The 16820-nt window shown below is 53.2% G+C and carries 13 protein-coding genes; 1 reads left to right on the top strand and 12 read right to left on the bottom strand.

Annotation, left to right across the window (positions count from 1 at the left end; genetic code table 11):
* Window positions 1-3: 3 nt before the first annotated feature.
* The 11 genes from H7F31_RS15570 to H7F31_RS15520 all read right to left on the bottom strand — a co-directional run bounded on the left by H7F31_RS15570 (window position 4) and on the right by H7F31_RS15520 (window position 12426).
* Window positions 4-1038: a Gfo/Idh/MocA family protein gene (locus tag H7F31_RS15570; RefSeq protein ID WP_187104927.1), complete on the bottom strand. Its 1035-nt coding sequence runs from the start codon at window positions 1036-1038 to the stop codon at window positions 4-6.
* Complete coding sequence (locus H7F31_RS15565) at window positions 1035-2078, bottom strand: zinc-dependent alcohol dehydrogenase (RefSeq protein WP_261800434.1); 1044 nt, start codon at window positions 2076-2078, stop codon at window positions 1035-1037. The genes H7F31_RS15570 and H7F31_RS15565 overlap by 4 nt, the downstream gene beginning before the upstream one ends.
* Window positions 2075-3214, bottom strand: a complete 1140-nt coding sequence (locus tag H7F31_RS15560; RefSeq protein ID WP_187104926.1) for an aminotransferase class V-fold PLP-dependent enzyme — start codon at window positions 3212-3214, stop codon at window positions 2075-2077. The genes H7F31_RS15565 and H7F31_RS15560 overlap by 4 nt, the downstream gene beginning before the upstream one ends.
* Before the next feature lie 30 nt (window positions 3215-3244).
* Window positions 3245-3982 carry an MBL fold metallo-hydrolase gene (locus tag H7F31_RS15555; protein WP_187104925.1) on the bottom strand — a complete coding sequence of 246 codons (738 nt, stop codon included), beginning with the start codon at window positions 3980-3982 and terminating at the stop codon, window positions 3245-3247.
* Window positions 3979-4383, bottom strand: coding sequence for a RidA family protein (locus H7F31_RS15550; protein ID WP_187104924.1), 405 nt, complete (start codon window positions 4381-4383; stop codon window positions 3979-3981). Before H7F31_RS15550 ends, H7F31_RS15555 begins: the two co-directional genes overlap by 4 nt.
* Before the next feature lie 20 nt (window positions 4384-4403).
* Complete coding sequence (locus tag H7F31_RS15545) at window positions 4404-5612, bottom strand: M20 family metallopeptidase (protein ID WP_187104923.1); 1209 nt, start codon at window positions 5610-5612, stop codon at window positions 4404-4406.
* Complete coding sequence (locus tag H7F31_RS15540) at window positions 5609-6490, bottom strand: carbohydrate ABC transporter permease (protein WP_087566394.1); 882 nt, start codon at window positions 6488-6490, stop codon at window positions 5609-5611. The genes H7F31_RS15545 and H7F31_RS15540 overlap by 4 nt, the downstream gene beginning before the upstream one ends.
* A gap of 12 nt (window positions 6491-6502) precedes the next feature.
* Window positions 6503-7399 carry an ABC transporter permease gene (locus H7F31_RS15535; protein WP_108993550.1) on the bottom strand — a complete coding sequence of 299 codons (897 nt, stop codon included), beginning with the start codon at window positions 7397-7399 and terminating at the stop codon, window positions 6503-6505.
* A 105-nt stretch (window positions 7400-7504) separates the two neighbouring features.
* On the bottom strand, window positions 7505-9154 hold the full coding sequence (locus H7F31_RS15530) for an extracellular solute-binding protein (RefSeq protein WP_187104922.1): 1650 nt from the start codon (window positions 9152-9154) through the stop codon (window positions 7505-7507).
* 326 nt (window positions 9155-9480) lie between these two features.
* Entirely contained in the window at window positions 9481-11715 is a 2235-nt protein-coding gene (locus H7F31_RS15525) for a hypothetical protein (RefSeq protein WP_187104921.1), read from the bottom strand.
* Window positions 11716-11736: 21 nt separating this feature from the next.
* Window positions 11737-12426: a GntR family transcriptional regulator gene (locus tag H7F31_RS15520; RefSeq protein WP_256975537.1), complete on the bottom strand. Its 690-nt coding sequence runs from the start codon at window positions 12424-12426 to the stop codon at window positions 11737-11739.
* A gap of 505 nt (window positions 12427-12931) precedes the next feature.
* Between H7F31_RS15520 and ppdK the strand changes: the two genes are divergently transcribed.
* Entirely contained in the window at window positions 12932-15580 is a 2649-nt protein-coding gene (ppdK, locus tag H7F31_RS15515) for a pyruvate, phosphate dikinase (protein WP_187105377.1), read from the top strand.
* A gap of 94 nt (window positions 15581-15674) precedes the next feature.
* Here ppdK and H7F31_RS15510 read toward each other — a convergent pair whose 3' ends face one another.
* A complete protein-coding gene (locus H7F31_RS15510; protein ID WP_187104920.1) occupies window positions 15675-16778 on the bottom strand; it encodes a Gfo/Idh/MocA family protein in 1104 nt (367 codons plus the stop codon).
* Between the last annotated feature and the right edge of the window lie 42 nt (window positions 16779-16820).

The following is a 16820-nucleotide window of genomic DNA, read 5'->3' as shown; positions in this document are numbered from 1 at the left end:
GGTCTATACCCTCCTATGCTGGGAGTCGGATGGCGTTCCCGCAACGCTAACTTCCCGTCCGGTCGCGCAAGCTTCGACGATAGCGGCGGCAACCTCCGAGCCATGAATCGCATCGTCGAACGACAGGTAGTCCAATCCCTGTCCGCCCGCGAGCAAGCCGTCGGCGATATAACCGAGCTGATCGCGGAGGGCGCCATATACTTTGCCGTTGAACTCGTGATGGATGGCAAACTCGGTCGTGCGTCTTCCGCCGTCGTTCCAAACCTGCAATCCTGATCCCGACGTCTCGAAATGCGCAACGCCTTCCGTTCCGATGACCTCCACCTGGTCGACAATCGCTATTCCTGCAGCATCCGGAGTCATCCAATTGCTGTGGAGAACCGCTATCGCGCCGTTTTCGAAGACAAGCGTCGACCACAGCACCTCCGGCGCCTCGACTCCTTCAATGTAACAGCCTTGCGCCCGAACGGAGACGACGCGGCTTCCCGCATACCAGATAGCCAAATCCAGGTCGTGAACCGACAGCTCGTAGACCGTATGCGTCCGCTTATAGGTTTCGAAGAGCGAATGCTCCCGCGATCGCTTAAAGAACATGCTGACCGGCTTGCCAAGCCCGCCATCTGTTATCCGGCGCTTAATCTCCGCGTACCTTGGATCGAAGCGCAGCAGATGTCCCGGCAGCACATGTCTCCCTGCGACCCGAGCGGCATCGAACATGCGGCGCGCCTCCTCCGGCAATGTGGAGACGGGTTTCTCGACGATGACGTGTTTGCCGGATGCAAGCGCCGCCAGTGTCGGTGCCAGATGCTCTTTCTCATAGGTAACGACGCTCACGAGGTCCAAGTCGTCTCTCGACAGCATCTCTTCGTACGAAGCGTATACAGCCGCCTGAGGGAAACGCTGCTCCGCCAGTTCCCGTCTCTCTGGACGATTGTCGCATACGGCGACAATCTCGACTTGCGGCAAACACCGGAAAGCTTCAAGGTGGCACATCCCCCAGCTGCCCAAACCGATCACGCCTACGCGCAGCTTACTCATGCCAGCCCCCCCTTTTCGTTAAGCTTCATCGTAATTTTGCCGCTGCTTACATTGCCGCCGACCAGCATCTTAAACGCCCGGTCCGCATCCTCGAGCCGGCAGATCTCGGTCCAGCCTTCCTCCGTGATCTTGCCCTGCTCAAGCAAATCGACCGCATCCGCAAAGTCTCTGGCGGTATAGCAGAAGGAACCGAGAATGGCGATTTCACTGCGGATCAAGTGATTGATTGGCAGTCGCGTCTCATCGATGCCGAGACCGATATTCATAAACGTCCCGCCCGGGTTAACGGATCGCAGGGCACTTTCCCGCGTCGGCTGGAATCCGGCGGCATCGATAACCACATCGATGCCTTTTTCGGCGAAATGGCGGCGCACCGCATCTTCGAGCGATTCCGTCTTTGGATTCGCAGTCAGGTTAAAGCCAAGGCCTCGCACCATCGCGAGCCGTTCCTCGTTCGTATCGGCGACAAGAACGTCGGAAGCGCCCAAAATGCGAGCAACCATCGCGCTCAGGATACCGATCCCTCCCGCGCCAAGCACGGCAACGGCCGCGAACGGATGCCGTTCCATCGCGCGTCTCGCCGCGCGCAGCGAACAAGCAAGCGGTTCGGCCAAACTGGCGCGCTCGGCGGATAATCCGTCCGAGATCGGCACGATTGCCGATTCGGGCACAACAACGTATTCGGCGAAGGCGCCGGGCCTGTGAATGCCGATGATCTGCCGCTTGGCGCACAGTTGGGTCAAGCCGCTCAAGCAACTGCGGCAGCTGCCGCAGAACAGCAACGGATTAATAACCGCGCGCTGGCCGACAGAATACCGTCCAGCTCCCGGGCCAACCGCTTCCACAACGCCGCTTGCTTCATGCCCCATAACGAGCGGGGGCACGCGCAAGCTGTTATGGCCCAAATATCCTTCCAGCTCCGAGCCGCATATGCCTACCGCTTCTACCCGCAGCCGCACTTCTCCCGTTCCAGGCTCGGGAACGGATCTCTCTTCGATGACGATGCTCTCGGGGGCCGTCCATACCGCCGTTTTCATCATAAGATTGCCTCCCCTTTCGAATGGATCGCCGACAAGCCGGCTATGAGCCGATCCACATCGGCGCTGTCGTTAAAGGCGTGGACCGACGCCCTAAACCGGCCGTCCCCGCCCCACAGATAGATGCCTTGCCGCTCCAGCTCCGCGGAGATCTCCTCCCCCTGGTCGCTGACGACGCATATATTGCCCGCGCGGAATTCGGGTTCCCGCGGCGTCATCAGTTCGTAGCCTGCCGCCTCCAGCTTGCTTATCAGCTCGGTGCCAAGACCGAGCACATGATCTTCGATAAGCGGGATGCCCGTGTCAAGCAGCAGCCGGGTCGAGTAGTCAAGCGCATATACGCAAGGATAACTCGGATATCCCGTCTCGAATCGTCTGGCATCCGGCTGAAAGCGATAGCTTCCGTCGCGAAGGGGGCTAAACATATCCGTCACGCCTCTCCAGCCGACCGCTCTTGGCATAAAATCGCTCGTCCGTGCCGGATTAATGCCGAGAATGCCCAGACCGTGTATGCCGAGCAGCCACTTATAGGAGCTGCAGACAACAAAGTCGGTCTCATTGATATCGACAGCCGTAATGCCGAGCGACTGGGTCGCATCGAGCATCAGCAGCGTATCCGTCTGTTTGAGAGCGCGATACAGTTCCTTATAGTCCAGCTTCGCCCCCGAGAGATAGCTGACATGGCTGGAGACGACAATTCGCGTCCTTGCGTCAACGCGCGACAGGATGTCCTCCGGCGACACGCGCCAATTGACATGATCTACGAACCTCACCTCGACGCCCGCCTCCCGAAGCACCAGCCAAGGCAAAATGCCGGAAGGAAACTCCAGCTTGTTGACAACTACGTTGTCGCCGGCCTTGAGACCTAAAGCTCCTGCAATCATGGAAATGACATCGGACGAATTGGACAGCAGCGCGATTTGATTGGGCTGGCCTCCAAGCATCTTCGCCAGATTCGACTTGCAAGAATCCTCAACCTCCGCATTCGAGCTTCTGCCGCCCGGACCGTAGCTTCGGTGCTCCATATAGCGCCTGACTGCGTCAACGCTCCCTTTGAGAGGCGGCGATTCCGCCCCGTTGTAGAACCACACACGATCGCCGATATTTTCGAACATTTTTTTGCTTATTAATGATTCCATCTGCTCTCGCTCCTAGCATTTCATTCTGGATTATAAATTCGGGGGAAGCTCGAGCTTCTCGAAGCAGTCGTATGCTTTGGCGATATGCCGGTCAGCCGCCGATAACAGAAATGGACCGTGGCCCGGGTACAATCGTTTGATTCGCAGATCGTTAAGCCTGGCTATCGTTCGGGCATAAGCGTCAATCTCGCAATCCCAAATTTGCTGCAGTACGATTTTGCCGCCCGCAAATATGGCGTCTCCCGCGAACAAGGACATGCCGTCGCCTTCGTCCAAAGCAAAGCTGATATGTCCCCGGGCATGTCCCGGCGTCTCTATCACCTTCAGCGAAAGCGCGCCAACCTCAATGATATCCCCGTCGCTTACAGTTTCGTCGATCGGACAAGGCTGGTATAAATAATCCGGAGGGTAGACGCCTGCAAACACCGCTGCCCCGATACTCGTTCTGTCGATGTCGGCGGATTCGATCCATGGTCCGGCATCTTTCGACGCGATCGTCCAAAGATCGAGCCGTTGCCGGAGAGCCGCCGCTCCAGCGGCATGATCGGCATGCGCGTGAGTCATCAACAGCTTGCGGATACGGGAGGCGGGAACGCCGGTCGATTCTATGGAACTCAACAGCAGCTCCGTATCCACGCCCGCGCCGGCATCGATCAGCGCATATTCGTCGCCGTCGCCAATCAGGTAGATGTTGCAATCCAGTCTATGCGTCATCTCAAAGCCGAATTGTCCGCTGCCGACAAGCCACAGACCTTCCCTTAGCTTCAATGTCCGTTCTCCTCCTCGTCAATGTAGGCGATGCACTCGATCTCGACGGTCATTCCAGGCGGGAACTTGACGATTTCGACCGTGCTTCTGGCCGGCGGTTCGTGCTCGAAATAACCGGAATAAACTTCGTTGTAGGCTTTGAATCCGTCCAGATCGTCCAGGAAGGCCGTCACTTTGACAACATGTTCCAGCGATGAGCCAGCTTCCTCAAGGATTTCCTTCATATAATCAAGGACAATGGCCGTCTGCTTGGCCACATCGCCGGGTGCCAGGACCGATCCCGTCTCCAGATCGAACGGGCACGTTCCCGAGACATATACCATATTCCCCAGCTTCACGGCTTGAGCGTACGCGCCGCTTGGCTTCGGCGCCTTATCCGTGACGATGATTTGCTTGCGCATTTCGATTTCACTCCTTCTTGTCATTCGGCGGATTGAACGCCTGCCAGTGTTGCGTAAAATGTTGCCGCCTGGATCACTTCTTCAAGATCGACCCATTCGTGCTTGGAATGCGCTTGCGCAATCGAACCGGGTCCGAAGACGATGCTTGGTATGCCTCCAAGCTGCTGGAGCTTGCTTGCATCCGTGCCGTAAGGTACGCCGACGGCTTCCGTGGCGAGTCCAAGCTTCCCGGCAACCTGAAGGGCTTCCCTCACGATCGCGGCCTGCGGGTCCGTATCAAGCGCCCAATCCGACAGCAGCTCGCGAACCTCGAATACGGTGTCGGAAGGAAGCTCGGCGCCGAGCGCCTGCTTAAATTGCTCCCGCACGACGTCCGGCTGCTCGCCGGGCAATATTCGCCGGTCGACTTGAATCTCGCAGCGTTCGGGCACGATATTGATCTGGCCGCCGCTCTCGATGGTGCCGACTGAGATCGATGCCCGACCGCATAGAGGATGCGATAACCCCTCAAGCCGCGGCGCCTCCCGATCACGGATATAGGATAATACCGCCAACATCCGGTATATGGCGTTGTCTCCTTCCTCGGGCATCGAGCTGTGGGCGGCTTTGCCTCTGGTCTCGACCGCGAAGCGTGCGCAGCCTTTTGTTGCGGATACGACGCGAAGTTCGGTCGGTTCGCCTACAACCGCGCCTGCCAATCGATGCTCCCGATCCTCCTCCAGAAATCGCAATACGCCGCGAAAGGCAGCTTCTTCGTCTACAGCCGCGCATAACACCAGATCGCGCGGCAACGAATCTCGTCTTGCCGCCCAATATTCGATCGCCCATATCATCCCTGCAAGCGTGGCTTTCGTGTCGCAGGCTCCTCTGCCATACAGGCGGCCGTCCCGAATCTGCGGCTCGAACGCATTTTCCATCGAACCGGCCGGAACGGTATCCATATGGGATTCGAACAGCAGGGCGCGTTCCGGCTTGCCGACGCTCAGCTCGGCGACTACATTCCAGCGTCCCGCGAATACCTGCTGCCGACGTACGGGTATTCCTGCTCTCCTCATGCGTTCTTCCACATAACATGCAACGTCCGACTCGCCGGGAGCTCCCTCTTCGTAGTAGGGATTGACACTGTTAATGCGGACCAAATCATCCAGTATTTCCAGCACCGGATGATTACCCGTACAACCAGCTACAGCCTCCGCTCCGCCAACCGCCTCTATGTTGTTGCTCATCATTCCTTCACGCTCCCAAGCGTGATGCCGGTCACGAAGTACTTTTGCAGGAAAGGATAAAGAAGCAATATGGGCAACGCGCCGAGGAAGATCTGAGCCGACTTGATCGTGCGGTCGGATATAAGCTGCATCGTCTTGAGATCCTGCTCCGTCATGTTCGAATAGTCGCGCTGGATAATAATCGTCTGCAGATAACTTTGCAGCGGGTAACGATCCGGCGAGTTCATAAAGATCAGTCCGTCGAACCAAGCGTTCCAGTGGTTTACAACCGTTAGCAGACCAATTGTCGCCAACGCCGGAAGAGATAGCGGTACGAATATCCGAAACAAAGTGGACATATGGCCCGCTCCGTCGATAAAAGCTGCTTCCTCCAGCTCCTTCGGAAGATTGCGGAAGAAATTAAGCAGCAAAATGACATTGAATACAGGCACCGCTCCCGGCAAAATAAGCGCCCAGATCGAACCCATGATTCCCGTCTCCCTGACAATCATGAACAAGGGGACGATTCCGCCGCTAAACAGAATGGTCACCAACATGAACCAGGTGTATATCGTGCGTTGCTTGAAACGTTCGCTGTCTTTGGAGAGCGGATATGCCGTAATAAGCGTCAGAAGCATATTGACGGCAACGCCGATGCCCACCCGTTCCAGAGTAACAAGCAACGACTTCAAAAATAGTCCCGAGCTGAGCACGAATTCATAAGACTTCACATTGAAATCTATCGGCCAAAATCGAACAAGGCCTGCTGTGGCTGCGGCGCTTGAACTGAAGGATACGGCCAGAATATGAATAATGGGAAGTACGCACAGCAATGCGAGCAGACCAAGCAAGAACGCGTTGAACCATTGGAACACCCGCATAGGTCTTGTAGTGTAATGCATGCCGAATCCTCCCTAGAAAATTCTATACTTGGCGAATTTGTAGGCCAGATAGTAGGTTGTCGAAATAAGAACGAGCGAGATGACCGACTTAAATAGTCCGATTGCGGTCGCCGGGCCATATTGAGCGGAAATTAAGCCCATCCGGTACACGTACGTATCGATAATATCGCCGCTGTCGTATACTTGCGGACTATAGAGATTAAATACCTGCTCAAAACCTGCGTTAAGCACATTGCCCAAACTAAGCGTCATTAGCAGGACAACGATTGTACGGATTCCGGGTAACGTGATATGCCATATTTGCTTTATTCGGCTCGCTCCATCCATCACCGCGGCTTCATACAGAGATGGGTTAATGCCGGTTAACGCCGCCAAATAAATAATGGTGCTGAATCCGAATTCCTTCCAAATGTCGGAGATGACAAGCACATAAGGAAACCAGCTGTTTTCCCCCAGGAAATAGACCGGATTGATACCGAACAAACCCAGAAACGCATTAACAATCCCGGTGGAGGGAGACAGGATATCGACCAGTATGCCGCCCAAAATAACCCATGACAAAAAGTGAGGCAAATATATAAGCGTCTGCACGCCGCGTTTGAATAACCGGTGACGGATTTCGTTCAGAAGCAGGGATACGGTCAACGGAACGACAACGCCGGCGATAATTTTCATGACGGAGATGTACACCGTATTCCACATAATCTCCCGCATGTCCGAAAGACTCAAAATATAGCGGAAGTTATCAAAGCCGATCCAGTCCGAGCCAAGAAATCCTTTGGCCGGTATAAACTTCTGAAATGCGATGACAATTCCGAACATTGGACCATAACAATAGACAAGAAGCAGGATCACAGCCGGGAGCAACAGCAGATGCAGCGGCCAATTGGATAATGTGGATCGCTTCATGAGTTCAACCTTCCTTCCGTTCCTCCCGTTGTCGGGAAGAGACGGCCGAAGCCGCTCTTCTCCGACGTGGTCGGAAACCTCTGTTACCGGATGACGCGCCATTTGTTACCGATTGGCGTACCATTCATTGACTTCTTCCGTCACAGCGTCGCCCCCGCGTTTCTTCCATTCCGTGACGAACTTGTCGAATTCGTCGATCGGCGCGGCATTGAAAATAATTTTGGTAAACGTTTCTAATTGAATTTTGTTCATATCTGCGCTTCTCTCGGACATCAAAGTCAAAGGCGATGTAATAAACTCGTCGGATAAGTAGGCATTCGACTGACGGTATTGATCCGTAACGCCCATCGAGCCGTCCTTGCCGAAGATGGCGTTCCAGCCCCACAGGGAACGGTCGCCCGCTTCGAATTTTTGGATCTTGTCATAGACGCCCATGTCGTCGCCCGTCAAATCCGAGGTGTCTCCGGAATCTAGCGCTTTTATGACTTTAATGCGCTGGTCCGTATTTTTAAACGCGCGATATGCGGCAATTTTGTTCATTTGCCAGATCTCGGTATTGCCATCGTTGACGAACTTCGAATTGATTTCCGGATCTTTATTCTCGTAGAAGATTTCCGTCCACATATCGAGCATAGAGAATAGCGCCTCGGGATTCTTCGTTCCTTTTTTGACGACCCAATAGCCGATCGTGCCGAGCGCAGCCTGGTTTTTGGCAGGCTCCGCATCGTTGGAGACGATGGGAAACGCTTTCCATTCCGCATTCGGATCCTGGTCAATGTTCTGCTGCAGCGGATACAGTCCAGAGAACGGACTGTTAAAAAACATGCCTATCTTTCCGCTAACGATCGATTCTATGACTTTGGAGAAGTCCTTGGAGCCGAATTCCGGATCGATTTGTTTATTTTTGAACATTTCTTGCAAGATGCCGAGAGCCGTCTTCATCTCAGGTTGAATGCTGCTGTATGCCAGCTTGCCGTCTTGCCCCTTGATCCAGATATTGTTATACGCATGAAAGCCATTGAAGAAGCCCGTCAAAGTCGAGAAGGCGTTGTCTACTGCGAGCCCGAACGTATCGTTTTTATTGTTGCCGTCCGGATCTTGCGTAGTGAAGGCTTCGGAAATCTTTAACAAATCGTCCATCGTTTTCGGCTCGGATAGGTTCACTTTCTTTAACCAATCGGTACGAATCCATATCATCTGGGCGCCTTCCTTGGGTGTTCCGGTGAAAGGAATAGCCAGCAGCTTGCCGCCAATTCTCGCCGAATCCAGCGCGGCGCTGCCGCCTTCGTTAAGCAAGGATTTGACTCGTTCAGGGGCGCTGTCATAAGCGGCGGACAGATCGTGAAGCAGATCGGCCTCGGCCAATTGCTTGAACTGAACGGGCGTAGCCTGGAAGAAGTCCGGAATATCGCCCGTCGCGATCATGAGATTCGTTTTCTGCTCCCACTGCGTAGCATCCACGCTCCACAAAGACTTGATCTTGATGCCGTACCGGTCCTCGTATTCCCGGGTCCAGGGATTGTTGTCGACGGTATCTCCATCTGCATACTTGACGGTTGGGTGCGATTGGTTTACTGTAGTAAGCGTGATCGGCGGATCATACTTGCCGTCCGTGCTTCCTGTCGGGGAAGCCGGCGCGTCCGAGGTCTGAGATGGGGACGGAGATGCCTTGTCATTCGAGTTATTGGCACATGCTGCTAGCGATAATGTGGCGATAATGGCGCCAATGAGAATACCTGTAAACTTTCTTTTCAAGAAAAGTCACTCTCCTTTGAATTAACAGCCTATTCACTCAATTTGCCGGGTAGCTCTGCAAGCTATTCGCATTCGTGCTGGCATCTCCGCCCAACTCTTGCCCATTGTTCGCGTGTTGTCGAACTCGTTCATCAAGCGCAGCCCACCAGGTTGCCCCGCTTGCTGCTTTCGGTTGGTATCATATTTTGTTTTCCTCACCCCTCTTCCTCACCGAAAGTCTGTTCCGATCCCCCTCTACATCGATATAATCTATTTAAACTTCTCCTTCGACGCCGCCTTTTGCTCGCTGACGTGCGGGAAGCTTAAATCGGTTTCGACCGTTTCCATTAACGGCCCAACACATTAGCCAGGCTTCTCAACTTGGCCTCCAGCATGGTTGCCGTGGACGGAAACTCTCCATCGGTACGGCGCGACAGCTCCAGCCATGGCGCCCGCGCAAGCAGCGGGACTGCCGCTTCCGCATTTTCTCTTTCCTTTGCCGCAATCTCCAGCATCAGATTTTTGTTTCCGCTCTCTTTGGCCAATAGGAACTTGTAAGTATTTAGCGTCGTCAGGAGCGTCCTGTACACATATTCGATTAATGCGCATTCTTCGGCCGCCATCTTGACTTGCAGCGAATCCTCGGATGCGGGAGCCGATGCGACTGCCTGATAAGCTTGCAAAGCATGCCTGCATGCAATTTCGTATTCCCGGATCAAGATGTCTGCCGGCTCGCTGTCGTTTCGAGGCCTGATGGTGAACTTCATATGCGAATGGGGCAATGAAGTCAATACAAGCGAATGCTTTACTTCGTTTGTTGCGTTGGAGAAAGTTTCCTCATTCTCTTGCAAGTAATAGAGAAGCGCTTCATACAACTCGGGTTCATCGGGCAAGTCCCCGAATGCTAGCGGGTGAGCCGGACCGATAAATTCGGGTCCCGTAAAATAAATCGGGATATATGGCAAATGCGCGACGGCCTGATCCAGTTCTCTCCAAGCGTTTATAAACGCTTCGGCGGCCGGTCCGAAATCCCGTTTGGCCATGATGGCTGCAGCTTCTCCTGCCGACAGTTCGGGACGCCATGATGCCCACCATCCCAGTTCCTCCGCGCGCGATCCCCACATTCCGAAAAACATCCATGATTGAAGCACTCCGGCCGGCGACATGGCTGCCGTATTCCGCCATTTCTCTTCCAGTCGGCCCAGCGCGGGCATATAGGGAATATGGATGCACTCGAGACCAATCGCCGTTTCCGTCTTGATATATAGCGGGATTTGCTTGCCAGCCGCGTCTTCCGCTTGTTGGAGCAGATTGGTGGCAGGGCCTGTATAATCGACGGAATAATCCCAAATTTTCTTGTCGTACCCTTCCTTGACCGCCCATTCATCTTTCTCGATTGTGCTGAGCAGCGATACGCCGTTTGACATGCCGTCGATCAGCGCCAACTGCGCAGGGTCGCTCGACCACACGAACGCGCTGTATGGCCATGTCATTATCGGCGCATCCGGCTTCACGGCATGCACGGCATCCGCCGTCGCCCGAAGAAGGCCGTTCACTGCATCTTCCGGTTGTTTGTCCCTGCAATTCGGACAATTCGTTCGGGCCTCATCCGGCAAATCTCTCAAATCGGGTCTCATAAAGCAATGATAGTAAGACTCGCCGCCGATGATCAGAATCAAGCCGCCTAATTCGGGTACTTCCCGGAACAAATTCGCCATCGTCTCCCCGTGGAAGTCCAGACAGTCGGGATCCGACGAGCATAAATTGTATATTTCCTTGCCGTTCTGGACTAGCCCCGGATTGATGCGGGCTCCCCGCGCGGAAGGTACTCTTTGGAATAAGGGATGATTGCCGTCCAGCTTCGGGCTGACAGGTACGTAGTATAATGAAATGCCGTACTTCGCCGCGCGCCTGGCCGCATCTTGCAGCTTCTCCAGGTTTTCTTTGCTCTTTGGATGATTGAGTTCGGGAAAGATCCGACTCTCAACGTACAACAGCCAATCGCCGTATAACGTCATTCCGTTAATCCCATAGTGCGCAAGCAATCCGAATGCTTCGTCGGAGAGATAGGCTTCATCAAGATCAGGCACGAGATAGTTGGAGAGATACGGCGCCTGACTGATCTGTACTTGCCATTGCGGAGAACGTTCGACGATTCCCGCTTCCAGGCAAGCGACTCCGCTTGCCGACAACTCTCGCTCCGTCCAGACGATGCCGGCCCAAAGTCCCTTGGCTTCCGATGCCTCTATAACAACTTCACCGATCCGAACCTCTCTTTTAAAGCATCCTTTGCCGATGCTGGCGTCTTCGCGAATAACAAACCTCTGCTCCGCATGTTCGTTCACTTCAATGCCGGCGCGTGCCAGATAATCGGATAAATCCTCGGCAGCCTCCGTTGCGCCAGTAAACGAAGCCTCCCGCGTAACAAGCCAACTGCCGTCAAGCCCTACTGCGTTCGGCCTGTCAGTATCGACTGCAGCCAGACGTCTTATCGACCGGTGAGGAGCCCGCCGCTCTATCGCGATTTCATCCTGATTCGCTCGAAGGAGCCGGTCGGCAATAAGCAATGAATTGTGCATCATAATAAACGTCCTCCCTCTGGGTTAAAACCACGAATGTTCATCGAACAATGTACCGTCTACTTCCTTCATATCCGCGAATTCTTGATAGGACCGATGAATGTGCTCGCGCATGACTCCTTCCGCATGGTCGGGATCGCGCCTTCTCATTGCATCGATCAGCTCCCAGTGCTGCTCGACTTCCTTCTGTTTGGTTGAGGCCCTTCCGAGAATCCGATTGACAAGCGCAATCTGAAACGAGATCGTTTTATACATTCGAATCAGACGTTCATGTTTGGACAGACGAATGATCGATTGGTGGATGTACAGCGATTCCTCAAGCAACGAAGGAACTTCATCGTCGTTCATCTTCCTCTTCATATCTTCGTACACGCTTTCAAGCTCTTGGATGTCCTGATCCGAAGCATTACGGATAGCCAGGCGAATCGCCAGTCCTTCGTAAACCGCCCTTAACGAATAAATCTCGAACACATCCTGCATATTAAGCTCGCGCACCATCGGCCCTTTGTTAGGAACTATGACGACAACGCCTTCTCCCGACAATTGCCTGATCGCCTCGCGCACGGGCGTCTGGCTGATCCCGAGGTCTTTGGCGAACTTCGTCTCTACGATACGATCGCCTGGATTCAGCTCTCCCTCAATGATTTGCTGCTTGATCAATTGCACAAGGTCTTCGCTTATATTCTGTTTTTCCATAATGTTTTGCTTCGTCATCTTCAAGCCGTTAGCCCCCTCTCAAAGTAGGATTATATATAATGTATAATATATAATGATTAATCAAAAGTAAATATCTTTTTTTCTTTTTTGTGAAAATAATTCACACGACACAAACGCATCAAAATTTAAAGCGATTTCATAATGAAGGTAAGCGCGATCATTTTTTTGAAGCGTTTGCACGATGTCATATACCCTATCATGAACTCGGAAGTGTGGTCCACGATATGAAGCTTCTAATTGTAAAGTATTGCTCGCCATTATACTCGTCCCATATATAATACGTCATATATATGGTTTATGATTTATATATGACTCAATTATAGTGTTCTTATTTTATATATTGCGTATTATATAAGAATGTGATAAAAGATATATGAGTTCAATATTTCGTTTAATGCCAAAAAAGAATCAGGAGGTTCCACTAATGGAGGCGCAATCACCTACTATACGGAATGCGATCGGTTGGAGCACCGGGCCAGTCGCGAACCCGAAGGAGCAGTTTATGACCAATGTTAGTTCAATTGTACATTTCCACGAAGGTCATGCCGGAATGAAGCAATGGCTTGGCGGAAAAGGAGCGAGCCTTGCCGAGATGACCCGCGCGGGCCTCCCCGTCCCGCCCGGATTTACCGTCACGACGAATGTATGCAGAGCTTTTTACGAGAACGGCAATCAACTTCCGGAAGGTTTAATGCCGGATATCCGTAACGCGATATTGCGCATCGAGCAGCTTAAATCTCAAAGGTTCGGCGATGAGAGAAATCCGCTGCTGTTTTCGGTCAGATCCGGTTCAGTCACTTCGATGCCGGGCATGATGGATACGATCCTCAATCTTGGCTTAAATGACGCAACCGTGCTTGGACTCTCCGGCGAAACAAAAAATTCCAGGTTTGCTTTTGACTGTTACCGCCGTTTTATTCAGATGTTCGGCAATGTGGTATTCGGCGTGGAATCGATTCACTTCGAACTGCTCCTCCATAAATTGAAACAGAAATACGGCTATCAACAAGACCGGGACGTCGCTGCGGAGGCTTGGACGGAACTGATCGAATCATACAAAATGTTGATTAAAAACCATACCGGCAACGTATTCCCCCAAGATGTTTACATCCAACTGCAACTGGCCGTCGAGGCGGTGTTTCGCTCATGGAATAATCCAAGGGCTATTACATATCGCAATGCCTATCGTATTCCCGACGAGCAGGGAACCGCGGTAACCATTCAATCGATGGTATTTGGCAACAAGGGCGACGATTGCGGCACCGGAGTACTATTTACTCGAAATCCGTCAACGGGCGAAAAGAAGCTGTACGGGGAATATCTCATCAACGCGCAAGGCGAAGATGTAGTAGCGGGTATTCGAACACCGCTGCCTATCAACGAAATGAAAAGAGAAATGCCACACATCTATTCTCAATTAACCGATATAGCCAAACAGCTCGAGCTGCTTAACAAGGATGTTCAGGATATTGAATTTACGGTCGAACAGAATAAATTGTTTATTTTGCAGACACGCAACGGCAAACGTACGGCTCAAGCGGCGATAAAGATTGCCGTCGACTTGGTAGACGAGGGGATTATTCTCGCAGAAGAGGCCTTGAAACGCATTGAGATGGAGCACTTGGATCAGCTGCTGCACCGGGCTATCGATTCCGAGCAACAACTGGATACCATTGCCAAGGGTCTTAACGCCTCCCCTGGAGCGGCATCCGGCCGGGCAGTGTTCGATGCCGACACAGCAGTGGATTGGAAGCTCGCAGGCCATAAAGTCATTCTTGTATGCGCCGAGACCAGCCCGGATGATATTCATGGAGTGATCGCTTCGGAAGGCGTACTGACAAGCAGAGGCGGAATGACAAGCCACGCGGCTGTCGTTGCGAGAGGAATGGGCAAGCCGTGTGTCTGCGGGTGCGAGGAAATAAGGATCGACAAGATGAACCGTCATTTCGATATAGCCGGCCCTGGCGGTCTGCAAGAGAATTGCAGAAAGGTGCATGAGGGAGATTGGATCACATTGGACGGCTCCACCGGACGGGTCATTATGGGAACAGTAACGCTTAAAGAACCGGAGATGACGGCAGAGCTGACAAGATTGCTGCAATTTGCGGATGGGATTCGCCGTCTAAAGGTTCTTGCGAATGCGGACAATCCGGAAGATGCACGGAAGGCCAGAGAATTCGGCGCGGAAGGAATCGGATTATGCCGGACGGAACATATGTTTATGTCATCGGCACGGCTGCCTGTCGTTCAGTCGATGATACTCGCAGAACACCAGGCAGAACGCCAACACTCGCTGGATCAGCTGTTGCCTATGCAACAAGAGGATTTTGAAGGCATATTCGCCGCCATGGAGGGACTCCCCGTTAATATACGGTTGCTTGACCCGCCATTGCACGAATTTTTGCCAAAGCTTGAACTCTTGCAACAACGGCAACGGGAATCGGCAAATAAAGACGATGAAACGAACAAGCTCATTCGTAAAGTCCAATCGCTACATGAAGTCAATCCGATGCTGGGACAGCGGGGTTGCCGATTAGGCATTGTTGTTCCGGAAATATACGAGATGCAGCTCAAAGCCATCTTTAAAGCCATTTTGGCTTGCACGGAGAAAGGGATGAAAGTCCGGCCTGAAATTATGATTCCGTTGGTCGGTCATGTCAACGAATTAAAGAGGGTCCGCGAATTGGCAGATCGCGTCGCAGCCGATATCCTTGGCGAAAATCATCATGTGGATTATAAGGTCGGTACCATGATAGAAGTGCCAAGAGCCGCGCTCACAGCTGATCAAATTGCGAAGGAGGCCGACTTTTTCTCCTTTGGAACAAATGATTTGACGCAAATGACCTTCGGGTACAGCAGAGACGATGCGGAAGGTAAGTTCCTATCCAGTTATGTTGATCAACAAATCTTGCCTGACAATCCGTTTCAGATTCTGGACACGGAAGGCGTAGGTCAGCTCATCGAGATCGCGCTCCATAAGGGACGTAAGGCCAATCCCGGTCTAAAGACGGGCGTCTGCGGCGAACATGGAGGCGATCCGCGTTCCATTCGTTTCTGCCATTCGGCCGGATTGGACTATGTCAGTTGCTCGCCATACCGTGTTCCTATGGCTAGAATCGCGGCAGCCCAAGCTCTCTTAACAATCGATTAAAAAAGAAAGGACGGCGGCTTAAGAGCCCCCGTCCTTCCCTTTCTCCGTACAAGATTGTCCCCATTTATTGCCCGGCTCCGCCGCAGCTCCAACGTTACTCGCCTAAGCTGTGGTCCGCAAGACCGAGCGGGAACGGCTCAGGACGCCGGCATGTACTCTCCATTGCGTAATGCACGCCTTGCTCCGAGGAGTCAAGGATGCCGAACATCGCTTCAAGCACATGATACGCCATCTCTCCGTTCGCGCGGTGGGCGCGGCCGGTCAAAATCGCTGTTGCCATGTCCGCCGCACCGACTCCCCGCGCATTCTCCGCTTTGCCGTAAGCCAAAGGAATGTCGGACCACTCCTGCGCGCCTGCGCGCCGGATAAGGATCTTCCCGCCGAATGTGTTGGGATCCGGCACTTCCAGCGTGCCTTCGCTGCCGTACAACTCGATTCTGGGCAGCGTGGAACCGGCCTTGACATCAAAGCTCGTCAGCAGCGTAGCGATCGGGCCTGAGGCGAAATTGAGCGTACCCGCGATATGGGTTGGCGTTTCGACTTTAATTTTTTTCCCGAACTGCTCTTTGCTTGTTGCAGTCCGCTCAGGGAACGAAATCTTGGCCATGCCCGTCACCTGCGTGATCGGGCCGAGCATGGCCACGAGAGCCGTTAAGTAATAGGGTCCCATGTCAAAGAGAGGGCCGCCGCCTGGCTGGTAGAAGAAATCCGGGTTCGGGTGCCATCCTTCCGGACCTCCCCCCAGCATGAACGCAGTGGCTCCGATTGGCGTGCCGATCCAACCGTCTTCGATCAATTTGATGCAGGTTTGGAGACCGCCGCCCAAAAACGTATCCGGAGCGCAACCAACGAGCAATCCTCGGCTGCGGGCAACCTCAAGCACGCGTTTCCCTTCTTCGCGCGTTGCTGCCAGAGGTTTCTCCGAATAAACGTGTTTGCCGGCTTCCAACACTTGTATGGAGACAGCCGCATGCACTTTGGGAACCGTCAGGTTAATGACCATCCCAATATCCGGATCCGCAAGCAAGTCCTCGACAGTACATGCCCGAACGCCGTATTCGGCCGCCTTGGCGGCGGCGAGTTCCGCATTGAGATCCGCGCAGGCAACAATCTCCATGGATTCGAATCGTTTGCCGTTCTGAAAGTAAATACCGCTAATATTGCCCGTACCGATAATTCCGACTTTCAACTTATCCATTAGTACTTCCCCCTTCATTATCCAAACAATCCCGTCTATTCA

It is taken from the genome of Paenibacillus sp. PAMC21692 (assembly GCF_014303795.1).
Lineage (GTDB): Bacteria > Bacillota > Bacilli > Paenibacillales > Paenibacillaceae > Pristimantibacillus > Pristimantibacillus agaridevorans.
Note: the sequence above shows the minus strand (reverse complement) of the source record. Positions and strands in the feature narration are given on the sequence as shown.